21 protein-coding genes and 2 other annotated features are annotated in these 21,529 nt (G+C 48.2%); of the genes, 20 read left to right on the top strand and 1 reads right to left on the bottom strand.

Going from position 1 to position 21,529, the window contains the following annotated elements; genetic code table 11:
• Window positions 1–16 precede the first annotated feature (16 nt).
• Window positions 17–412 carry a DUF1573 domain-containing protein gene (locus C3B52_RS31055; RefSeq protein WP_103110209.1) on the bottom strand — a complete coding sequence of 132 codons (396 nt, stop codon included), beginning with the start codon at window positions 410–412 and terminating at the stop codon, window positions 17–19.
• 285 nt (window positions 413–697) lie between these two features.
• On the opposite strand from C3B52_RS31055, the gene C3B52_RS31050 reads away from it, so the two are divergent.
• The 20 genes from C3B52_RS31050 (at window position 698) to rpoC (ending at window position 21,423) form a co-directional block, all read left to right on the top strand.
• On the top strand, window positions 698–1,789 hold the full coding sequence (locus tag C3B52_RS31050) for a PIN/TRAM domain-containing protein (RefSeq protein WP_103110208.1): 1,092 nt from the start codon (window positions 698–700) through the stop codon (window positions 1,787–1,789).
• Between the two features lie 21 nt (window positions 1,790–1,810).
• The gene (gene ispD / locus C3B52_RS31045) at window positions 1,811–2,497 is read left to right on the top strand and encodes a 2-C-methyl-D-erythritol 4-phosphate cytidylyltransferase (protein WP_103110207.1); all 687 of its coding nucleotides are present in this window, start codon (window positions 1,811–1,813) and stop codon (window positions 2,495–2,497) included.
• Between the two features lie 2 nt (window positions 2,498–2,499).
• A complete protein-coding gene (gene ispF / locus C3B52_RS31040) occupies window positions 2,500–2,973 on the top strand; it encodes a 2-C-methyl-D-erythritol 2,4-cyclodiphosphate synthase (protein WP_103110206.1) in 474 nt (157 codons plus the stop codon).
• 88 nt (window positions 2,974–3,061) lie between these two features.
• On the top strand, window positions 3,062–4,528 hold the full coding sequence (gltX, locus tag C3B52_RS31035; RefSeq protein WP_103110205.1) for a glutamate--tRNA ligase: 1,467 nt from the start codon (window positions 3,062–3,064) through the stop codon (window positions 4,526–4,528).
• 27 nt (window positions 4,529–4,555) lie between these two features.
• Window positions 4,556–4,826, top strand: a binding site (T-box leader).
• Window positions 4,827–4,895: 69 nt separating this feature from the next.
• Entirely contained in the window at window positions 4,896–5,561 is a 666-nt protein-coding gene (gene cysE / locus C3B52_RS31030) for a serine O-acetyltransferase (RefSeq protein ID WP_103110204.1), read from the top strand.
• Window positions 5,542–6,948: a cysteine--tRNA ligase gene (gene cysS, locus C3B52_RS31025; RefSeq protein ID WP_103110203.1), complete on the top strand. Its 1,407-nt coding sequence runs from the start codon at window positions 5,542–5,544 to the stop codon at window positions 6,946–6,948. The genes cysE and cysS overlap by 20 nt, the downstream gene beginning before the upstream one ends.
• A gap of 15 nt (window positions 6,949–6,963) precedes the next feature.
• Window positions 6,964–7,365, top strand: coding sequence for a Mini-ribonuclease 3 (locus C3B52_RS31020; RefSeq protein ID WP_103110202.1), 402 nt, complete (start codon window positions 6,964–6,966; stop codon window positions 7,363–7,365).
• A gap of 2 nt (window positions 7,366–7,367) precedes the next feature.
• Entirely contained in the window at window positions 7,368–8,123 is a 756-nt protein-coding gene (gene rlmB / locus C3B52_RS31015) for a 23S rRNA (guanosine(2251)-2'-O)-methyltransferase RlmB (RefSeq protein ID WP_103110201.1), read from the top strand.
• A 1-nt stretch (window position 8,124) separates the two neighbouring features.
• Window positions 8,125–8,649, top strand: coding sequence for an NYN domain-containing protein (locus C3B52_RS31010; protein ID WP_103110200.1), 525 nt, complete (start codon window positions 8,125–8,127; stop codon window positions 8,647–8,649).
• An 82-nt stretch (window positions 8,650–8,731) separates the two neighbouring features.
• Complete coding sequence (gene sigH, locus C3B52_RS31005) at window positions 8,732–9,382, top strand: RNA polymerase sporulation sigma factor SigH (protein ID WP_005828894.1); 651 nt, start codon at window positions 8,732–8,734, stop codon at window positions 9,380–9,382.
• Window positions 9,383–9,691: 309 nt separating this feature from the next.
• A complete protein-coding gene (gene rpmG, locus C3B52_RS31000; RefSeq protein WP_003392018.1) occupies window positions 9,692–9,841 on the top strand; it encodes a 50S ribosomal protein L33 in 150 nt (49 codons plus the stop codon).
• Window positions 9,841–10,089, top strand: coding sequence for a preprotein translocase subunit SecE (secE, locus tag C3B52_RS30995; RefSeq protein WP_103110199.1), 249 nt, complete (start codon window positions 9,841–9,843; stop codon window positions 10,087–10,089). Before rpmG ends, secE begins: the two co-directional genes overlap by 1 nt.
• Before the next feature lie 45 nt (window positions 10,090–10,134).
• On the top strand, window positions 10,135–10,671 hold the full coding sequence (gene nusG, locus C3B52_RS30990; protein ID WP_049742216.1) for a transcription termination/antitermination protein NusG: 537 nt from the start codon (window positions 10,135–10,137) through the stop codon (window positions 10,669–10,671).
• Window positions 10,672–10,854: 183 nt separating this feature from the next.
• Window positions 10,855–11,280 carry a 50S ribosomal protein L11 gene (gene rplK, locus C3B52_RS30985; RefSeq protein WP_005828886.1) on the top strand — a complete coding sequence of 142 codons (426 nt, stop codon included), beginning with the start codon at window positions 10,855–10,857 and terminating at the stop codon, window positions 11,278–11,280.
• A gap of 89 nt (window positions 11,281–11,369) precedes the next feature.
• A complete protein-coding gene (gene rplA, locus C3B52_RS30980) occupies window positions 11,370–12,053 on the top strand; it encodes a 50S ribosomal protein L1 (RefSeq protein ID WP_103110198.1) in 684 nt (227 codons plus the stop codon).
• A 42-nt stretch (window positions 12,054–12,095) separates the two neighbouring features.
• Window positions 12,096–12,257, top strand: a sequence feature (ribosomal protein L10 leader region).
• A 25-nt stretch (window positions 12,258–12,282) separates the two neighbouring features.
• Complete coding sequence (rplJ, locus tag C3B52_RS30975; RefSeq protein ID WP_049742218.1) at window positions 12,283–12,798, top strand: 50S ribosomal protein L10; 516 nt, start codon at window positions 12,283–12,285, stop codon at window positions 12,796–12,798.
• 56 nt (window positions 12,799–12,854) lie between these two features.
• The gene (gene rplL / locus C3B52_RS30970; protein WP_088910278.1) at window positions 12,855–13,217 is read left to right on the top strand and encodes a 50S ribosomal protein L7/L12; all 363 of its coding nucleotides are present in this window, start codon (window positions 12,855–12,857) and stop codon (window positions 13,215–13,217) included.
• 101 nt (window positions 13,218–13,318) lie between these two features.
• Window positions 13,319–13,915 carry a class I SAM-dependent methyltransferase gene (locus C3B52_RS30965; RefSeq protein WP_103110197.1) on the top strand — a complete coding sequence of 199 codons (597 nt, stop codon included), beginning with the start codon at window positions 13,319–13,321 and terminating at the stop codon, window positions 13,913–13,915.
• A gap of 311 nt (window positions 13,916–14,226) precedes the next feature.
• Window positions 14,227–17,766, top strand: a complete 3,540-nt coding sequence (gene rpoB, locus C3B52_RS30960; protein ID WP_103110196.1) for a DNA-directed RNA polymerase subunit beta — start codon at window positions 14,227–14,229, stop codon at window positions 17,764–17,766.
• Between the two features lie 30 nt (window positions 17,767–17,796).
• On the top strand, window positions 17,797–21,423 hold the full coding sequence (gene rpoC, locus C3B52_RS30955; RefSeq protein ID WP_103110195.1) for a DNA-directed RNA polymerase subunit beta': 3,627 nt from the start codon (window positions 17,797–17,799) through the stop codon (window positions 21,421–21,423).
• Window positions 21,424–21,529 lie beyond the last annotated feature (106 nt).

The raw sequence follows: 21,529 nt of genomic DNA, 5'->3' as shown, positions 1-21,529 counted from the left end.
TAATACGAGTGAAAGGTTATGAAAGGTTGAATACGCCCAGGGTGTTCAGTCTCTTCGACTCCTTCTCGAGTACATCTTCTAGCTTGATGTCCGTAATATTGCACAAGGCCGTGAGATAAAACAGGTTTTTACCGAGCTCGGCAGTGACTACGTCGCGACAATGCTCACACAACGGTCCGGAAAAGTGGGTGTCCAAATGGGGCTTGTTTTCCTCCAGGTTTTTGCTGGAATCATACGTTTGCTTTTTAGCAACTACTTCCACACAGCCACATTCGGTGATGGATTTGGTCAGTGAACGGTTGATGCGGGAAGCCGATTCCTGAACTTTGGACATGACGTCCAGTACGCTCCGATGTCTGATCAGAAGTTCCGATACTTGCGTTTGAAAGTCGTCTACATTTCGATTGTCCATATGGTTCACCTCTGCTTTAGGCTGTAGATATCGTCAAAATTTTCGCGCATTCGTTAATGCCATTATAAGAAGGGAGTCAGCCCTCTGTCAATTTGCATCCAAAGGAAACGGGTGTTCGAGGTTGACGAGAAATTGACAACTATGTTAAAATTTTTGGCTATTTGACATGATAAAATCATTTTTGCTATAGTGAGGGAAAGTGCCGATGAAGCATTTTAGCCATTTGGAAAGAAATAGGGTTTTACTCAAAGCTTTACGTCTATATTAATAAAAGGAGGTGAAGGCATGGTACGCCGCATAGGAAAAATCTTTTTTGTCTTGATTGGCGGTGGATTGGGGTATCAATACGGTGATGACCTGTTTTCGATGCTAAATCCGCTTTTGAATTTCGGTGTAGTAGCTGGAACACAGTATATTGGTGCGGTACTTGGTGCCATCTTGTTCTTCTTTTTAGCCAATTGGTTATTAGATTATATTTTGAGAGTTGTCCGTTGGGGAGAAGAGACACTCGTCAAAATGCCAATTGTCGATGTTATGTTCGGAGCGATGGGGTTGATTAGTGGTCTTATTGTTGCCTTTTTATTATTCCTGCCCATCAGTAAAATTCCGATCCCAGTGATAGGAGATCTTTTGCCGTTGGTTGTTTCCGGATTGCTTGGCTATTTGGGGTTCCAAGTAGGTTTCCGCAAGCGGGACGAGATTATGTCCGTTTTTTCCATCGGACGCAAGGATAAGAAAAAGGACAATGCCTCCACTACCGTTACGAACGTAGAAAACAAAATTTTGGATACTAGTGTGATCATTGATGGACGCATTGCAGATATTTGCCGCACCGGCTTTTTGGAAGGTGTGCTCGTCATTCCAGGGTTTGTGCTTGAAGAGCTTCAGCATATTGCAGATTCATCCGATGTATTGAAAAGAAATCGCGGACGCCGTGGCCTAGACATCCTGAACAAGATTCAAAAGGAAATGAAGGTCAAGGTTCAGATTTGGGAAGGCGATTTTGAAGAGGTATCCGAAGTCGACAGCAAACTGATCAAGCTGGCAAAAGTGATCAACGGGAAAGTCGTCACGAACGACTTTAACTTGAATAAAGTGTGCGAGCTGCAAGGTGTAGCCGTACTGAATATCAACGATTTGGCGAATGCAGTCAAGCCGGTAGTCCTGCCAGGCGAGGAAATGAATGTACAGGTGATCAAGGACGGCAAGGAGCACGGTCAGGGAGTTGCCTATCTCGATGACGGTACGATGATCGTCGTTGAGGGCGGACGTGAGTATATCGGCAACGATGTAGATGTACTCGTGACCAGCGTACTGCAAACATCTGCAGGGCGAATGATTTTCGCCAAGCCGAAGCTTCTGGAAAGAGCGTTATAGAGAGACAGGAGAGGAATTATCGTGAGTACGGGTGTCGTAATCGTTGCAGCCGGTTCCGGTAAGCGGATGGGTGGGCAACGGAACAAGCTGTGGTTACCGCTTGCGGGAGAGCCGATTTTAGCTCATACAGTGCGCCTCTTCGCTACTCATCGGGATGTTGATCACATCGTCCTGGTAGTAAGCGAGCAGGACCACGCAGATGTGCGAGAGTGGCTCCAAAAAGAAGCGATTCAGCTAACAGTTGTACTAGGCGGAGCGGAGAGACAGGATAGTGTGAGAAATGGCCTGTGCGCACTTCCTGAAAACTGCACGTACGTACTTGTTCACGACGCAGCCCGGCCTTTTGTCACTCGCGAACAGATCAGCGAAATGATCAAGCAGGTAGAGCACGATCAAGCGACGATCATGGCTGTTCCTGTCAAAGATACGATAAAGGTGGTGGGGTCCACAGGAATTGTGGAAGCAACCCCAGCGCGGGAAAGCTTGTGGGCGGTTCAAACCCCACAAGCTTTTCGTATGTCTTTGTTGCGAGAGGCGCATGAGGCGGCGCATCGTGCAGGAAAAGTAGGTACGGATGATGCGATGCTGGTAGAATGGCTCGGTCATTCCGTAACAGTTGTGCAGGGAAGCTATGAAAACATAAAGATAACGACTCCGGATGATTTATGGTTCGGTGAAGAGATATTACGAAAGCGAAAGGGAGAGTAGCTATGCGTATTGGACAAGGCTTTGATGTGCATCAACTGGTGGAGGGTCGCCCATGCATCATCGGTGGCGTCACCATTCCCTATGAAAAAGGATTGCTGGGTCATTCCGATGCAGACGTGCTCTTGCATGCGATCAGTGATGCCATTCTTGGGGCGATTGGAGAAGGAGATATCGGCCGTCATTTTCCTGATACCGATCCGGCCTTCAAGGATGCAGACAGTGTGAAGCTTTTGGAGCACGTATGGAAAATGGTAAAGGAACGCGGATACCGTTTGGGAAATGTTGACGCTACGATCATCGCTCAAGCTCCAAAAATGGCTCCGTACATTCCACAGATGTGCGAGGTCATCGCGCGCGTACTGGAGGCGGATGAGCCCTCCCAAGTAAATGTGAAGGCAACGACCTCAGAGAAGCTTGGTTTCACAGGCCGCGGAGAAGGAATTGCGGCACAGGCTGCATGCTTGCTTGTCAAGTAGAGGGGCAAGGTGTAACATAGAGCCTTAGAAACATGTCACGATAGTCAATTATTCATACCCTTTTACATTCATAAGGATGGTGCTACCAATGGCGAAAGAAATCCGCACCCGTTATGCGCCCAGTCCTACGGGGCATTTACACATCGGCGGTGCGAGAACCGCACTTTTCAACTATTTGTTTGCAAAACATCACGGTGGTTCGTTCATCGTTCGGATTGAGGATACGGACCAAACGCGGAATAAGGAAAATGCTGACGAAGAGCAGATGAAGAATCTGAAATGGCTCGGAGTCGAATGGGTAGAAGGCACTGACCTTGGCGGGCCGTATGGGCCGTATCGTCAAATGGAGCGACTGGATATCTATCGTAAATATATCGATCAGCTTTTGGCAGAGGGCAAAGCGTACTACTGCTATGCTAGCAAAGAAGAGCTGGATGCAGAGCGTGAAGAACAGCTGGCACGCGGTGAAACACCACGTATTCTGGAAAAGCACCGTCACGTTACAGAAGAGGCGCGTGCACAGTATGAAGCTGAAGGACGTGTTCCTTCTATCCACTTCCTGGTGCAGGAAGACCGTGAATACGTAGTTGATGATATGATTCGTGGACAAGTAACCTTCAATTCCAATGAGATGGGTGACTTTGTCATCTGCCGTCCTGATGGAATTCCAACGTATAACTTTGCCGTCGTGATTGACGACTACTTGATGAAAATCAGCCATGTCATTCGTGGGGAAGAGCATCTGTCCAATACACCTCGTCAATTGATGATTTATGAGGCGTTTGGCTGGGAAGCACCTCAATTTGCCCACTTGGCGCTGATTTTGAATCAAGACGGCAAAAAAATGTCCAAGCGCGACGAGAGCATTTTGCAGTTCATCGAGCAATATCGTGAGCTTGGCTTCTTGCCAGAGGCGATCGTGAATTTCCTCGTTCTGCTGGGCTGGTCTCCAGGCGGAGAAGAAGAGATTTTCGGCATGGAGGATTTGATCAAGCTGTTCTCAGCAGACCGTGTCAGCAAATCTCCGGCTGTCTTCGATGCAACCAAAATGAACTGGATGAACAATTTCTACTTGAAGCGTCAGTCGCTTGAGCTGATTACCGAGATGTGTATCCCGCATCTGGTGAAAGCGGGCTTCATTGAGGAAGCACTGTCCGAAGAGAAGCAAAGCTGGGTTCGCAGCATCGTGGGACTGTATCAAGAACAAATGTCCTACTGTGCACAAATCGTTCCGCTCGCAGCTCTTTTCTTCCTGGACGAAGTGGTGTACGATGAAGAAGCAACATTGGTGCTGAAGGAAGCGCAGCTGCCAGAGGTTCTGACATCTTTTGTGAAACACCTGTCGGCCCAAGACGCATATAATGTTGATGTTATCAAAGCAGCACTGAAAGAAGTGCAAAAGGAAACGGGTCACAAAGGAAAGGCATTGTTTATGCCAGTCCGTGTGGCAGCAACCGGTCAAGCGCATGGTCGCGATTTGGCAGAGACCTTGTATCTGCTCGGACGCGATAAAGTCATCACGCGCACCAATCAAGTGATTGCAAACGGAAAGTAGGCAAACGCCTCTTTTCTTGAATAAAGAGTGAATGCGACGATCAGGAGAAGTACAGCAGGACACACGTCTACAGAGAGGATGGATAGGTGAGAGCCATCCGGCGTGACCTGTTTGGAAATGCGCCTGTGAGCAATGAGCTGAACGCGTCTGGCTAAAAGTGGCCAGATGTCTAGTAGGTGATATCGGTGCCCCGCCGTTACCGGGATGTTGAGCGAGATTGTCAGGGCTAATCCTAAATTGGTTAGCCATGTTCATGACAATCTAAGCAGAGTGGAACCACGGCTAAACCGTCTCTGTCCTTTCGTTATGAAGGGCAGGGGCGTTTTTTATTTTTTAGCAGGAAAATCAGGCAGGAGGTGCCACCAAAATGTTAGCACAGATGAGAGATGACATTCGCGCTGTATTTGAACGAGACCCGGCTGCGCGCAGTACCTTGGAGGTCGTTATGACCTATGCGGGTCTGCATGCGATATGGGGGCACCGGATTGCCCACAAGCTGTGGAAGGCCGAATGGTGTACGCTTGCTCGCGTTGTTTCTCAAATGTCCCGCTTTTTTACCGGGATTGAGATTCACCCGGGCGCGCGGATCGGCCGAGGCTTGTTTATTGATCATGGGAGTGGGGTTGTCATCGGAGAGACTTGTGAAATCGGTGATAATGTAACGATTTATCAAGGGGTTACACTCGGGGGAACAGGCAAGGAAAAAGGCAAACGCCATCCTACGGTAGGAAATGATGTCATTATTGCGACTGGAGCAAAAGTATTGGGTTCCTTCAAGATTGGCGATAATTCAAAGATAGGGGCTGGTGCTGTTGTTTTGCAGGAGGTACCGCCGAATTCGACCGTCGTAGGAATTAAAGCCCGCATCGTCATTCAGGATGGCAAGCGTGTAAAAAACGATTTGGATCACGTGAATATGCCTGACCCGGTAGCAGATACCATTCGTTTGATGCAAAAAGAAATTGATCAGCTGCGAGCAGAATTGGAACATTTGAGGGAGGATAAAAAGAACAATGGGCATTCAACTGACTAATACGATGACACGCCGAAAGGAACCGTTCGTTACATTGGAGCCAGGGAAGGTAAAGATGTACGTGTGCGGTCCGACCGTGTACAACTACATTCATATTGGTAACGCCCGTCCAGCTATTGTTTTCGACACACTTCGCCGATACTTGAAATACCGCGGCTACGAAGTGACGTTTGTACAAAACATTACAGATGTGGACGATAAGCTGATCCGGGTCGCCAATGAAGAGGGAACGTCTGTCAAAGAAGTGGCTGACCGTTATACAGATGCTTTCAATGAGGATTTGCGCTCCCTGAATGTACTGCCGCCAGATATTCAACCGCGTGTGATGCAGACCATCCCTGAAATCATTGAATTCATTCAAGGCCTGATCGAAAAAGGCTACGCCTATAAGAGCGAGGGGGATGTATACTTCCGTACGGGACGTTTTCAAGAGTATGGAAAGCTTTCTCATCAACCGCTTGATGACCTGCAGGCAGGCGCTCGAGTAGAGATCAATGAGAAAAAGGAGCACCCGCTTGACTTTGCTTTGTGGAAAGCGGCAAAGACAGGAGAGGTTACCTGGAGCAGTCCTTGGGGTGAAGGGCGCCCGGGCTGGCACATCGAGTGCTCGGCGATGGCTCTGAAGTTTTTGGGTGAGGAAATTGATATTCACGCTGGTGGTACCGATCTGGTGTTCCCTCACCATGAAAACGAAATTGCGCAGTCTGAGTGCTTTACAGGAAAAGTATTTGCTCGCTACTGGCTGCACAATGGCATGCTCAATATCGACAACGAGAAAATGTCAAAATCACTGGGCAACTTCCTTTTGGCTCGTGATTTGACAGCAAAGTTCGGGGGACAGTTAATTCGTTTCTTTATGCTGCAAGGTCATTACCGCAACCCGATTAATTTTAGCGATGAATTGTTGGAGCAAGCAGCAAACGGCCTGGAGAGAATCAAGACAGCTTACACGAACCTCTCTCATCGACTGGAAACGTCGCGGGACGAAGAGCCGAATGGTCAAGCGGAAGAGCAAGCAAAAATCATCAGCGACCTGCGTGAGCGCTTCATTGCTGAGATGGATGATGACCTGAATACAGCGAATGCGATTACCGTATTCTTTGATATCGTAAAAGAAGCCAACCTCTACATGCGTCACCAAAATGTAGGGACAAAAGAGATCACTGCCTACATGGAGCTTCTCGTAGAACTGACTGGAGTATTTGGACTGGAGCTTGTATGTGAACAAGAGCTGTTGGACAGCGAAATCGATGCGCTGATCGTAGAACGTACAGAAGCGCGCAAAGCACGCAATTTTGCCCGTTCGGACGAAATTCGCGATTTGCTCGCAGCCAAAGGAATTGTGCTGGAAGACACTCCACAGGGTGTTCGCTGGCGCCGTAAGTAAGGGGCCGAAGAAGGTATGCAAAAAGAAGAACTGACGCGAGATCCCAATCTGACCAATCCACTGGTGCTTGCCTTTCTCGGCGACGCTACCTATGCTCATTGTGTGAGATACCATCTAATTGCCAAGGGGCTGGTTAAACCAAACCAGCTCCACAAGGCAGCCAATCGGTATGTGTCGGCAAAAGCCCAGGCAAATGTCTTGTTGACCTTGATGCCTACACTGCCGGAGGAAGAGCTGAGTGTGGTAAAACGAGGACGAAATGCCAAATCAGGCTCCACGGCTAAAAATGCCGATATTATCGATTATCGTCATGCCACTGCCTTTGAAGCATTGATCGGGTATTTGTATTTGAGCGGAAAAGAAGAGCGGATCGCTGAAATCGTGCAACAGGCTTTTGCGATTGTGGAAGGAGAATAAGCATGAGTGAAGAGTGGATTCTCGGGAAAAACCCGGTTATCGAGGCGCTCCGATCAGGGCGTACAATCAATAAGATTTGGATTGCAGAAGGAACCAATAAAAATTTAATGGGCCCCGTATTTTCTTTGGCAAAAGAACAGGGTGTCATTGTGACGACGGCGAACCGCAAGAAGCTGGATCAGCTGGTGTCTACAGATAACCACCAGGGAGTCATTGCTTCTGTAGCCGCTTACGACTATGTAGAAGTGGACGATATTTTGAAGCGGGCAGAGGAGAAAAATGAGCAGCCCTTTATACTTTTGCTGGACGAGCTGGAGGACCCGCATAATCTGGGCTCCATTATGCGTACGGCAGATGCAGTAGGTGCTCATGGCGTGATTATTCCCAAGCGCCGTTCTGTCAGCTTGACGGCTACTGTGGCCAAGGCGTCCGCAGGGGCCATCAATTATGTGCCTGTAGCGCGTGTAACGAATTTGGTTCGCACCATGGAAGAACTAAAAGAGCGTGGTGTCTGGATTGCCGGTACCGATGCGAGTGCGAAGCAGGATTTCCGCCAAGGTGATTATACGATGCCGCTTGCGATTGTGATTGGCAGTGAGGGCAAAGGCATTAGTCGTTTGGTACGGGAAAACTGTGATTTTCTGTACAGTCTGCCAATGGCCGGCAATGTAACCTCTCTCAATGCCTCAGTAGCTGCGGCACTGCTCATGTATGAAGTATACCGTTCCAGGAGTCCACTTCCGACGCGGGTGAAATGAAATGGCTAAAAAGAAAGCCAAGCAGCTGCTGATCGTGGATGGCTATAATATCATCGGTGCCTGGCCGGACTTGCGCGTATTAAAGGATCAAGATCGCATGGACGAGGCGCGTGATCAGCTGATTTCCAAAATGGCAGAATACCAGAGCTACACGGGAATGAAAGTCATCATTGTATTTGATGCCTATAATGTACCGGGCATCGGCCGCCAAATGGAAGATTATCAGGTAGAAATTTATTTCACGAAGAAAAAGGAGACGGCTGACGAAAAAATTGAACAGCTCGTCTCCCAATTTCACCAAAAAAATCGACAAATTTATGTAGCAACATCTGACTACACTTCCCAGCGTGTCATTTTCGGTCAGGGAGCACTGCGCAAATCCGCGCGGGAGTTGTTGTTAGATATGGAAAATGCGGGCAAGGAAATCAAGCGGCAGGTCGAAAAAACACATGAAGAAGGCTTCTCCAGACGCATTAAGTTGGATGATGAAATAGCGAAAATATTCGAAAAATGGAGAAGGGAATAAGTTCGATTTGGTTGACGCTTTTTTACGGCATCATGTATAATAGCGTCATCTATGGAGAAACCGGTTGGCGGAGGGATCATTTGTGAGTGTTGACCTCAAGGAGTTAAAACATGCCCAATATGAACTGATGACCGACGAAGAAGTAGTCGACCTGGTTCGCGATAATGACGCAGAAGCTCTGGAGTACTTGATCAACAAGTACAAGAACTTCGTGCGTGCCAAAGCGAGATCCTATTTTCTTATTGGGGCTGACCGCGAAGATATCGTGCAGGAAGGGATGATCGGACTGTACAAGTCTATTCGCGACTTCCGAGGGGACAAGCTCACTTCTTTCAAAGCTTTTGCTGAGCTGTGCATTACTCGTCAGATCATCACAGCCATCAAGACGGCTACCAGACAAAAGCATATTCCGCTCAATTCGTACGTATCGCTGGACAAGCCGATCTACGATGAGGATTCTGATCGTACCTTGCTTGATGTTATTTCTGGCACCAAGGTGACAGATCCCGAAGAATTGTTTATTAACCGCGAAGAGTTTGATGATATCGAGGGGAAAATGAGTGAGATTTTGAGCGACCTGGAACGTCAGGTGCTTATGCTCTACCTGGATGGACGTTCTTATCAGCAGATTGCTGTTGAGCTGAAGCGTCACGTCAAATCTATCGACAATGCCTTGCAGCGTGTAAAGCGCAAATTGGAGCGCTATTTGGAAGGAAGAGAGATTCATCTGTAAAAAGAGAATCTCTCTTTTTTATTCCTAGCGAAATCGAAATCGCTTTCAGTAGGGTAAACGGTGTAAAAAAGGGAAATAGCGGATTTTTTATGGAAGCAAAATGCTTTCGTCTTGTCAAGTCGTTTTGTTTGACATGGGTATTTCGGTGTGATAAATTTATTTAGGTAGCCATAGACTCTTATCTCTCTGTTCTATGGTTACTTTGGTGAATGAAATGGTCTGGAAAAAGTAGCGGTTTTCCCGTACTATTTATCATCGGGGTACTTTTCATTAATAGTAAGGTTTGAAATGAGATGGAGGTGGCAATAAATGCGAGTAAACATCACGTTGGCGTGCACCGAGTGTGGCGAGCGTAACTATATCTCCACAAAGAACAAACGCACCACTACTGAACGTGTTGAACTGAAAAAGTATTGCTCCCGTGACAAGAAGCAAACCCTTCATCGCGAGACGAAGTAATGGTTGATGCGACGAAGTCAGGGGGTGGCAAAGTGGGTTTTTTAGCACGAATCGGAGCCAGTTTTCGCCGTACCGGTGACTTTTTTGGCGACGTAATGTCCGAACTGAAGAAAGTCCGTTGGCCCAACCGTAAAGAATTGACGACCTACACGGTCGTTGTTCTCGTAACAGTTGTGCTGTTAGCACTGTTCTTCTTCGTCGTTGATTTGGGTATCTCGCGCTTGATCGATTTGATTCTAGGAACGTAATTTTGCAAGTCTTAGGAGGGACGGACGGTTAACGTCCTGGTGGATATGGAAAAAGCATGGTATGTACTTCATACGTACTCAGGTTACGAAAACAAGGTGAAGACGAATCTTGAGAAACGCCTCGAGTCGATGGGCATGGAAGACAAGATCTTTCGCGTTCTCGTTCCCACTGAAGAAGAAGTGGAGACTAAGGATGGCAAAAAGCGCACCGTCACGAAAAAAGTGTTTCCTGGATACGTCCTTGTTGAAATGGTGATGACGGACGACTCTTGGTATGTCGTGCGCAACACTCCTGGGGTTACCGGCTTTGTCGGATCCACAGGCGCTGGTTCAAAGCCAACAGCGCTGCGTCCCGAAGAGGCCGATACGATTCTCAAGCAAATGGGGATCGAAATTCCCAAAATCAGAGTCGATTTTGCTCTCCGCGATATGGTGCGCGTCACAGATGGTCCATTTTCTAATCGCACCGGGGAGATTATCGAGATTCACCCGGACAGACAGAAGGTTCGCGTATTAGTGGACATCTTCGGTCGCGAAACACCGGTAGAGCTAGACTTTACACAAGTTCAAAAATTGGATTAGGATTCAACTTGAAAAGTATCGTGCTATATGGTACATTTCATTTTGTTTTAACAATCCCACAACAATATCTGGGGTTTCTTGCACTCTCACTATAGATCGAAGGTCTTTACATAGACTTTCACCAAACGGTGGGAGGGGGCATTCCCCCGTAATAACCACATGTGAAGTAAGGAGGTGTCTTACGTGGCTAAGAAGGTTATCCGCGTAATTAAATTACAAATCCCAGCAGGTAAAGCGAATCCTGCACCTCCAGTAGGTCCGGCGCTCGGTCAAGCTGGTGTTAACATCATGGGATTCTGTAAAGAATTCAATGCTCGTACAGAGAGCGAAGTTGGTATGATCATTCCGGTGGAAATCACCGTGTTTGAAGACCGTTCTTTCACTTTCATCACGAAGACTCCACCAGCTGCAGTTCTTCTGAAAAAAGCTGCTGGCATCGAGTCCGGTTCTGGCGTACCAAACAAAACAAAGGTTGCTACGCTGAAGCGTGATAAAGTTCGTGAAATCGCAGAACTGAAGCGCCCTGACCTGAATGCAGCATCCGTTGAAGCGGCTATGCGCATGGTTGAAGGTACTGCACGTTCTATGGGTATCGTAATCGAAGACTAATTGTCTTAAGTGCAAGGGGGCACAGACATTGTGCCCCCCTGTCTGTGGGAGGATTAACCGCTACGACCACATTGAAGGGAGATTTAATCATGGCGAAAAAAGGTAAGAAATATCAAGAGGCTGTAAAGCTCGTTGATAAAAACAAAGTATACGAAGTAGCAGAAGGTATCGAGCTGGTTAAAAAAGCAGCTACTGCTAAATTCGATGAAACTGTTGAAGCAGCTTTCCGTTTGGGCGTAGACCCTAAGCGTGCTGACCAACAAATCCGTGGCGCTGTTGTATTGCCTCATGGTACTGGTAAAGTACAACGCGTTCTCGTATTCGCTAAAGGCGATAAAGCAAAAGATGCAGAAGCAGCTGGCGCTGACTTTGTAGGCGATGCAGACATGATCGCGAAAATTCAAGGTGGCTGGTTCGACTTTGACGTTGTAGTAGCTACTCCTGACATGATGGGTGAAGTAGGTAAATTGGGTCGTGTACTCGGTCCAAAAGGCCTGATGCCAAACCCTAAAACCGGAACTGTTACATTTGATGTAACGAAAGCGGTTAACGAAATCAAAGCAGGTAAAATTGAGTATCGCGTAGACAAAGCAGGTAACATCCACGCTCCGATCGGAAAAGCATCCTTCGATGCTGACAAGCTGGCTGACAACCTGGCTGCATTGACTGAAGCGCTGAACCGTGCGAAACCAGCAGCAGCTAAAGGTGTTTACATGAAAAATGTAACCCTGAGCTCCACTATGGGTCCTGGCGTACGCGTTGCTGTAAAATAATGACACTTGACTTCCTTTGTGGGAGTTGTTAAGATAGTTCCTGTTGATGAAAAGAATAGGCCGTAGACAGAAGGTGCAGAGCTTTCTAAAGCAATGCTTAATATCCCTCCGAGGCGTGTGATGTACGAAAGAGGAAATGAGTTTCCTTTGACGATAAAGCATTATGCCCTCGTGAGTCTGCGAGGGCATTCTTCATTTTCTAGGAACTAGAGCACGGGAGGTGTAAACAATGGCAGAAATTCGTCCAACCGTTATTCGTGAAGAAAAGGTACAAGCGATCAACGAAATCGCAACTAAGCTTCGCGAAAGCCAAACAACAGTGGTAGCTGACTACCGCGGTCTGACAGTAGCACAAGTAACTGAGCTGCGCAAACAATTGCGTGAAGCAGGTGTTGAGTTCCAGGTGTTGAAAAACTCCCTGACTCGATTGGCTACTGAGAAGGAAAGCCTGACTGAACTGGATCAATATCTGACTGGTCCGAACGCTCTGGCGTTCTCCAAAGACGATATCATCGCTCCAGCGAAAATCATCGCTGAATTCGCTAAGAAAAACGACAAGCTGGAAATCAAGGGTGGCGTAATCGAAGGTAAAGTAGTTGCTGCTGATCAAATTCAAGCACTCGCAACTCTTCCATCCCGCGAAGGTCTCCTTTCCATGCTTCTTTCCGTCCTGCAAGCTCCGATGCGCAACGTTGCACTGGCAGTCAAAGCAGTGGCAGAACAAAAAGAAGGTCAAGGCGCGTAATCGCCTGATCGCTTAACGTTTCAACTATACTTTTCCTTGAATGGGAGGATTTCAAAATGTCTAAAGAGCAAATCTTGGAAGCCATTAAAGGCATGTCCGTTCTCGAACTGAACGACCTGGTAAAAGCAATCGAAGAAGAATTCGGTGTAACTGCTGCTGCTCCTGTAGCTGTAGTTGCTGGTGGCGGCGCTGAAGCGGCTGCTGAGCAAACTGAATTCACTGTAAACCTGGTAAGCGGTGGCGCTTCCAAAATCAACGTTATTAAAGTTGTTCGCGAGCTGACTGGTCTGGGTCTGAAAGAAGCAAAAGACCTGGTAGACAACGCTCCAAAAACACTCAAAGAGGGCGTTTCCAAAGACGAAGCAGAAGCTCTCAAAGCAAAACTCGAAGAAGCTGGCGCACAAGTAGAAGTAAAGTAAGTTAGCTTCCTAATGGAAATCCCCTTGCCTGCGGCAGGGGGTTTTTCTGTAGAAGTGAGGGAGCCTTGCTTCTATAACGATGCGAAAAGGGTGAATCACACGTGGCAGATCACTACTACACCAATCAACCGGGCGCTGCGCATGATGAGCAGCAGTTTGCGTTTGAGCTTCGCGGTAAAGAACTGTGTTTTTGGACAGATGCAGGTGTTTTTTCGCGCGATCGGATTGACTTCGGGAGTGTATTGCTCATCGAAAATATGGACATTCCCAGTCATGCTCGAGTACTGGATGTGGGATGCGGTTATGGTCCGATTGGTCTGACTGCTGCTGGACTTGCTACTGAGGGACAGGTAACGATGATTGACGTCAATGAGCGTGCCGTGAGCTTGGCTCGACGTAACGCCGAGTTGAATGGCGTGAAAAATGTTGTGGTTCTCGTTAGCGATGTTTACAGCGGGGTGCAGGGAAAGCAGTACGATATCATTTTGACCAATCCACCTATTCGAGCGGGCAAGGAAATCGTCCATCGCATTTTTACGGAAGGGTATGAGCTCCTGGCTGAGGGTGGCGAGATGTGGGTAGTGATTCAAAAGAAACAAGGTGCCCCTTCAGCATTGAAGAAGCTTCAGGAAACCTACCAAGAAGTAATAGAGGTAGACCGCAAAAAAGGCTATCACATTTTTCGAGCGATCAAATAGTCAAGAAAAGGAACGTTAGAAAACTTTTCTTGACGAGAATAATCTATTGTGATAGCATTATAAAATGTCAATATGGGATAAATGTCTATTTTTCAGTAATTCCCTGTCTGTCAAGCATTTTCTTCTTTTTATGAAAAAGGAAGGAATGTTTGTGTAAAAACATGGGAATTCTTTTAAAATAGAGTTTCTCTGGGTTAAAAATGGTGTTACTGCTTTAACCCATTTTTATTTTTGAGGCATTCGTCTGCTCTCTTAAAGTTGCCGAATGCCAAGTTTCTATGTGTGAAAACACAACCTGAGGGGTGAATAAGTTGGCAGGTAAAGTGATTCAAAGTGGCCGACACCGCCAGCGTCGTACGTATTCACGTATTAACGAAGTGCTGGGCCTTCCAAATCTCATCGAGATTCAGCAAAAGTCCTACCAATGGTTCCTTGATGAGGGGCTCCGTGAGATGTTCCAAGACATTTCGCCAATCCAGGACTTCACAGGTAATCTCGTGCTGGAGTTTATCGACTACAGCTTGGGAGAGCCGAAGTACGATGTTGACGAGTCGAAAGAACGTGACGTCACCTATGCGGCGCCTCTGCGTGTGAAGGTACGTTTGTTGAACAAAGAGACGGGAGAAGTGAAGGAACAAGAAGTCTTCATGGGGGATTTCCCGCTCATGACTGAAACGGGAACCTTCATTATTAATGGTGCTGAGCGCGTTATTGTCAGCCAGCTTGTTCGTTCCCCCAGTGTATATTACAACACCAAAGTGGACAAAAACGGCAAGCAGACGTTCACAGCTACTGTGATCCCGAACCGGGGCGCGTGGTTGGAGTTGGAGACTGATGCGAAAGACGTAATCTATGTCCGCATCGACCGTACGCGTAAAATCCCGGTAACGGTCCTTTTGCGTGCATTGGGCTTTGGTTCTGACATTGAGATTTTAAACTTGCTGGGTGAAGATGAGTACATCAAGAACACGCTGGAAAAAGACAATACGGACTCTACTGAAAAAGCGCTGATCGAGATTTACGAGCGCCTGCGTCCAGGTGAGCCGCCGACAGTTGATAATGCGAAGAGTCTCTTGGTCTCTCGCTTCTTTGATCCAAAGCGCTATGATTTGGCTTCTGTCGGTCGTTACAAAATGAACAAGAAGCTTCATCTGAAGAATCGCCTGTACAATCAGCGTTTGGCAGAAACGTTGGTCGATACCGATACTGGTGAGATTTTTGCCGAGGCAGGTCAAATGATTGACCGCCGTGTATTGGATCGCATTTTGCCAGCACTGGAAGGAAACATCGGAGGCATTGATGTTCGTACGCATGGCGGCGTTTTGGAAGAGGAAGCGATTCATCTGCAATCCATTAATATTTTCTCTCCGATCGAAGATGGCAAGATCATCAAGATCATCGGAAACGGAAATGTAGATAAATCCTTCAAGCATATTACGCCGGCAGATATCGTTTCGGCGATCAACTATTTCATGAACCTGTTGCACGGTGTTGGTTCTACTGACGATATCGACCACTTGGGTAACCGTCGTCTCCGTTCCGTGGGTGAGCTCTTGCAGAACCAGTTCCGTATCGGTTTGTCCCGTATGGAGCGCGTAGTTCGCGAGCGTATGTCCATCCAGGATCAGAATCAGATTACACCGCAAGCTCTCATTAACATCCGTCCAGTGATTGCATCACTGAAGGAGTTCTTTGGTAGCTCGCAGCTGTCTCAGTTCATGGACCAAACAAACCCGCTTGCTGAGCTGACTCACAAGCGTCGTCTCTCTGCACTCGGACCTGGTGGTCTGACTCGTGAGCGCGCAGGCTTTGAAGTGCGCGACGTTCACCATTCCCACTATGGTCGCATGTGTCCGATTGAGACGCCAGAGGGTCCAAACATTGGTTTGATCAACTCGCTGTCTTCCTTCGCTCGTATCAACGACTATGGCTTTATCGAAACGCCTCGTCGTAAGGTCGACCCGGAAACAGGCTTTGTTCTTACTGATATCAGCTATTTGACAGCTGATGAGGAAGATGTGTTTAACGTGGCACAGGCGAACCAGCCTCTTGATGATGATGGTCGCTTTGTAAACGACATGGTTATTTGCCGTCGTAAAGGTGAAATCCTGAGCGTACCACGTGACAAGGTTGACTTCATGGACGTATCCCCTAAACAGGTAGTGTCCGTAGCAACCGCGCTGATTCCGTTCCTCGAAAACGATGACGCGAACCGCGCATTGATGGGTTCCAACATGCAGCGGCAGGCCGTTCCGCTTTTGATTCCACAAGCACCGTTTGTCGGTACGGGTATGGAGCATAAAGCAGCGCAAGACTCCGGGGTAGCTATCGTAGCTAAGCATCCGGGTCAGGTAGAGCGCGTAACGGCTCGCGAAATTTGGATTCGTCGTTACAAAGAAATCGACGGCAAGAAAGTGGCTGGCGATATCGACAAGTACAAGATGCACAAATTTATCCGTTCCAACCAAGGTACGTGTATCAACCAACGCCCGATCGTAAGCCGTGGCGACTGGATTGAAAAAGGCGATATCATTGGTGACGGTCCATCCACCGAAAAAGGTGAATTGGCTCTCGGTCGTAACGTAATCGTTGCGTTTATGACATGGGAAGGATACAACTACGAAGACGCGATTCTTCTGAGTGAAAAACTGGTTAAAGATGACGTGTATACGTCTATCCATATTGAGGAATACGAGTCCGAAGCTCGTGACACCAAGCTGGGTCCAGAAGAAATCACACGCGATATTCCAAACGTGGGTGAGGACGCTCTGAAAAACCTGGATGAACGCGGTATTATCCGTGTAGGTGCAGAAATTCAGGATGGCGACATTCTTGTTGGAAAGGTAACACCAAAAGGGGTTACTGAGCTGACAGCAGAAGAACGTCTCCTGCATGCGATCTTTGGTGAAAAAGCTCGTGAAGTACGTGATACTTCCTTGCGCGTGCCGCATGGTGGTTCCGGAATTATCGTGGACGTAAAAGTCTTTACGCGTGAAAACGGCGATGAGCTGCCTCCAGGCGTAAATCAACTGGTACGTGTCTACATCGCCCAAAAACGGAAAATTTCCGTGGGTGACAAGATGGCCGGTCGACATGGTAACAAAGGGGTTATTGCACGGATTATGGCAGAGGAAGACATGCCGTTCCTCCCAGATGGTTCTCCTGTAGAGATCGTACTCAACCCGCTGGGTGTACCTTCGCGGATGAACATCGGTCAGGTATTGGAGACTCACCTTGGTATGGCAGCGAAGCTTCTGGGTATTCACGTGGCAACCCCAGTATTTGACGGTGCACGACAGGCAGAAGTATTCGAGACGTTGGAAGAAGCTGGACTCGACCGCGATGGTAAAACCATCTTGTTCGATGGTCGTACAGGTGAACCGTTTGATCGACGTGTAACCGTCGGTTGCGTATACATGCTGAAACTGGCTCACTTGGTTGATGACAAAATCCATGCCCGTTCCACTGGTCCATACTCTCTCGTTACACAACAGCCATTGGGTGGTAAAGCTCAATTCGGCGGACAGCGTTTCGGGGAGATGGAGGTTTGGGCACTGGAAGCATACGGTGCAGCCTACACCTTGCAAGAAATTCTCACTGTGAAATCCGATGACGTCGTAGGCCGTGTGAAAACGTACGAAGCGATCGTCAAAGGGGAAAACGTTCCAGAGCCAGGCGTTCCTGAGTCCTTCAAGGTATTGATCAAGGAGCTGCAAAGCTTGGGTATGGACGTGAAGATCCTGTCCGGAGATGAGCAGGAGATTGAAATGCGTGAGATGGAAGATGAGGATGAGGGCAATGGTGAAAAGCTGAACCTCGTACTCGAAGGCGGAAGCTTGAACGAAGAGTAAGATTCCGGTACAAAAGGGAGGTAACGCCCTGTGATAGACGTGAACAACTTCGAATATATGAAGATCGGCTTGGCTTCCCCCGATAAGATCCGTTCGTGGTCTTTCGGGGAAGTAAAAAAGCCGGAGACGATCAACTACCGCACACTGAAACCGGAAAAAGACGGCTTGTTCTGCGAACGCATCTTTGGACCGACCAAGGACTGGGAGTGCCATTGCGGTAAATACAAGCGTGTACGTTATAAAGGTGTAGTGTGCGATCGTTGCGGCGTGGAAGTGACTCGCGCCAAAGTACGTCGTGAGCGTATGGGGCACATTGAACTGGCTGCCCCAGTTTCTCACATCTGGTACTTTAAAGGGATTCCAAGCCGTATGGGCTTGGTTCTCGATATGTCCCCGCGTTCCCTGGAAGAAGTTATCTACTTTGCTTCTTACGTGGTAACAGATGCTGGGGATACACCTCTCGATAAGAAGCAGCTGCTCTCCGAAAAAGAGTACCGCAACTATCGTGAGAAATACGGCCACTCCTTCCAAGCAATGATGGGTGCAGAAGCGATCAAACGTCTGCTCGCTGAAATCGATCTGGACAAAGACGTGGAAACGTTAAAAGAAGATCTGAAAACGGCACAAGGCCAACGTCGTAACCGCGCGATCAAGCGTCTGGAAGTGCTCGAGGCATTCCGTAACTCCGGTAACCACCCGGATTGGATGGTTCTTGACGTACTGCCAGTAATTCCGCCGGAGCTGCGCCCGATGGTTCAATTGGATGGTGGACGTTTTGCCACATCCGACTTGAATGACCTGTACCGTCGTGTAATCAACCGGAACAATCGTCTGAAGCGCCTGCTTGAGCTGGGTGCTCCTGACATCATCGTACAAAACGAGAAACGCATGCTGCAGGAAGCAGTAGATGCGCTCATCGACAACGGTCGTCGTGGACGTCCGGTAACAGGACCAGGTAACCGTCCACTGAAATCTCTCAGCCACATGCTGAAAGGTAAACAAGGTCGTTTCCGTCAAAACCTGCTCGGTAAGCGTGTTGACTACTCTGGTCGTTCCGTTATCGTTGTAGGACCAAACCTGAAGATGTATCAGTGCGGTTTGCCAAAAGAAATGGCACTCGAGCTCTTCAAACCGTTCGTGATGAAAGAGCTGGTGGCAAAAGGCCTCGCTCATAACATCAAGAGCGCAAAGCGCAAGGTCGAGCGCGTTCAGCCTGAGGTATGGGATGTACTTGAGGATGTTATCCGCGAGCATCCAGTCCTACTGAACCGTGCCCCTACTTTGCACCGTCTGGGTATCCAGGCATTTGAACCAGTATTGGTAGAAGGTCGCGCGATCCGTCTTCATCCGCTCGTTTGTACAGCGTACAACGCGGACTTTGATGGTGACCAAATGGCTGTTCACGTTCCGTTGTCCGCAGAGGCACAAGCAGAAGCTCGTATCCTCATGCTGGCAGCACAAAATATCTTGAACCCGAAAGACGGTAAGCCGGTAGTTACACCATCCCAGGACATGGTGCTTGGTTCTTACTACCTTACGTTGGAGCGGGAAGGCGACAAAGGCGAGGGTACGATTTACCGTGACCCGCACGATGCGATTGCAGCGTACCAGCAAGGCTACATTAGCTTGCATACACGTATCGCTCTACCTGCGAAGCGCCTGAACAAAACGAGCTTCACTGAGCAGCAACAGAACGCGCTTCTCGTAACGACTGTCGGGAAAGTCATTTTCAACGAAATTTTCCCTGCGGATCTGCCGTTCATCAATGCTCCAACCAAAGCTAATCTACAATTTATGGTTCCAGACGAGTCCTTTATCTTTGATAAAGGTACGAACGTTACGGAGTTCATTAAGAACCTCCCTGATCCAGGTGCTGTGAAAAAAGGCTTCCTGGGAACCATTATCTCTGAGTGCTTCCGTCGTTTTGGTACGATGAAAACATCCATGATCCTAGATAAGATCAAGGAATTGGGCTTCACGTACTCGACGAAAGCAGGTATCACGATTGCCGTAGCGGACATCGCGGTACCAGGTAAGAAAAAAGATATCCTCGATGGTGCGGACGAAAAGGTTGCTACCGTCATGACACAGTTCCGTCGCGGTTTAATTACCGAAGATGAGCGCTATGATCGCGTTATCTCTATCTGGTCTAAAGCCAAGGATGAGGTAACAGACGTGTTGATGAAATCGATGGATAAATTCAACGCAATCTTTATGATGGCGAACTCCGGTGCCCGTGGTAACGTATCCCAGATTACTCAGCTGGCTGGTATGCGCGGTCTGATGGCGAACCCGTCCGGTCGAATCATCGAGTTGCCTATTAAATCCAACTTCCGTGAAGGTCTGACCGTATTGGAGTACTTTATCTCCACGCACGGTGCGCGGAAAGGTCTCGCCGATACGGCACTTCGTACAGCGGACTCGGGTTACCTGACTCGTCGTCTCGTAGACGTTGCCCAAGACGTGATCGTCCGCGAAAAAGATTGCGGTACGGATAAAGGAATTCGTGTTACGGCCATTAAGGATGGTAAAGAAGAGATCGAAAAGCTGTCTGACCGTCTAATCGGCCGTACGTGCTTCGAGACTTTGCGCCACCCTGTGACCAAAGAAGTCATTATTGGCCGCAATGAGGAGATTTCTGAAGAGGTTGCCGAGTATATCGAAAAAGAAGGCATCACGGAGGTTTACATCCGTAACGTACTTGCTTGCCGCACCAGCCATGGTGTCTGCAAACTGTGCTACGGACGCAACCTGGCAACAGGCGCCGAGGTGGAAGTAGGGGAAGCAGTAGGTATTATTGCTGCTCAGTCCATTGGTGAGCCGGGTACCCAGCTGACTATGCGTACCTTCCATACCGGTGGGGTTGCGGGAGACGATATTACCCAAGGTTTGCCGCGTATTCAGGAGTTGTTTGAGGCGCGCAATCCGAAAGGGCAAGCTGTTATCTCCGAGATTGATGGTGAAGTTGTCGACATTCGCGAAGGTAAAGATCGTCGCGAAATCGAAGTTCGTGGTGAAGCGGAAAACAAAGTGTATGCAGCTCCGTACGGATCTCGCATCAAGGTTTCTGTTGGCGTCAAGCTGAATGCCGGGGATGAACTCACGGAGGGTTCCGTAGATCCGAAAGAAATGCTGAAAGTTCGCGGCATGCGCGGAGTTTCCAACTACATTTTGCAAGAGGTACAAAAAGTTTACCGTATGCAGGGTGTAGAAATTAATGATAAACACGTAGAAGTAATGATTCGTCAGATGCTTCGCAAGCTGCGTGTTATCGATAGCGGAGATACCGATCTTCTGCCAGGTTCCTATGTGGAAGTTCCGGAATTCGAGCAAGCAAATGCGAAAGTTCTCATTGAAGGCAGAAATCCAGCAGTTGGTCGTCCAGTTCTCTTGGGTATCACAAAAGCATCCCTCGAAACTGACTCCTTCTTGTCGGCAGCATCCTTCCAGGAGACGACTCGCGTTCTTACCGATGCAGCGATCAAAGGAAAAGTGGACCGTTTGCTAGGTTTGAAAGAGAACGTTATTATCGGTAAGCTGGTTCCAGCTGGTACCGGTATGTCGCGTTATCGCAATATTAAAGTGGCAAGTCAGATGGATTACGAAGCAGAGCTTGAGGCAGGGAAAGCGCAGCAAGCAGCAGTTTCAGTGGAGTAATTGCAGGTTAAGCGCCCATCATTTGCGGTGGGCGCTTTCCTAAATAAAAATATGAAGTGGGACGTTGACAACTCATAGCCCACCTGATATTATATTCAAGTGTGCC

This window comes from Brevibacillus reuszeri (genome assembly GCF_002897295.1).
Classification (GTDB): domain Bacteria; phylum Bacillota; class Bacilli; order Brevibacillales; family Brevibacillaceae; genus Brevibacillus; species Brevibacillus reuszeri_A.
Note: the sequence above shows the minus strand (reverse complement) of the source record. Positions and strands in the feature narration are given on the sequence as shown.

Bases quoted from the DNA above. Each gene is read 5' to 3' on its own strand.
- C3B52_RS31055 (WP_103110209.1), bottom strand. From the start codon at position 412: ATGGACAATCGAAATGTAGACGACTTTCAAACGCAAGTATCGGAACTT.
- C3B52_RS31050 (WP_103110208.1), top strand. From the start codon at position 698: ATGGTACGCCGCATAGGAAAAATCTTTTTTGTCTTGATTGGCGGTGGA.
- ispF (WP_103110206.1), top strand. From the start codon at position 2,500: ATGCGTATTGGACAAGGCTTTGATGTGCATCAACTGGTGGAGGGTCGC.
- gltX (WP_103110205.1), top strand. From the start codon at position 3,062: ATGGCGAAAGAAATCCGCACCCGTTATGCGCCCAGTCCTACGGGGCAT.
- cysE (WP_103110204.1), top strand. From the start codon at position 4,896: ATGTTAGCACAGATGAGAGATGACATTCGCGCTGTATTTGAACGAGAC.
- cysS (WP_103110203.1), top strand. From the start codon at position 5,542: ATGGGCATTCAACTGACTAATACGATGACACGCCGAAAGGAACCGTTC.
- C3B52_RS31020 (WP_103110202.1), top strand. From the start codon at position 6,964: ATGCAAAAAGAAGAACTGACGCGAGATCCCAATCTGACCAATCCACTG.
- rlmB (WP_103110201.1), top strand. From the start codon at position 7,368: ATGAGTGAAGAGTGGATTCTCGGGAAAAACCCGGTTATCGAGGCGCTC.
- C3B52_RS31010 (WP_103110200.1), top strand. From the start codon at position 8,125: ATGGCTAAAAAGAAAGCCAAGCAGCTGCTGATCGTGGATGGCTATAAT.
- rpmG (WP_003392018.1), top strand. From the start codon at position 9,692: ATGCGAGTAAACATCACGTTGGCGTGCACCGAGTGTGGCGAGCGTAAC.
- secE (WP_103110199.1), top strand. From the start codon at position 9,841: ATGGTTGATGCGACGAAGTCAGGGGGTGGCAAAGTGGGTTTTTTAGCA.
- nusG (WP_049742216.1), top strand. From the start codon at position 10,135: ATGGAAAAAGCATGGTATGTACTTCATACGTACTCAGGTTACGAAAAC.
- rplA (WP_103110198.1), top strand. From the start codon at position 11,370: ATGGCGAAAAAAGGTAAGAAATATCAAGAGGCTGTAAAGCTCGTTGAT.
- rplJ (WP_049742218.1), top strand. From the start codon at position 12,283: ATGGCAGAAATTCGTCCAACCGTTATTCGTGAAGAAAAGGTACAAGCG.
- rplL (WP_088910278.1), top strand. From the start codon at position 12,855: ATGTCTAAAGAGCAAATCTTGGAAGCCATTAAAGGCATGTCCGTTCTC.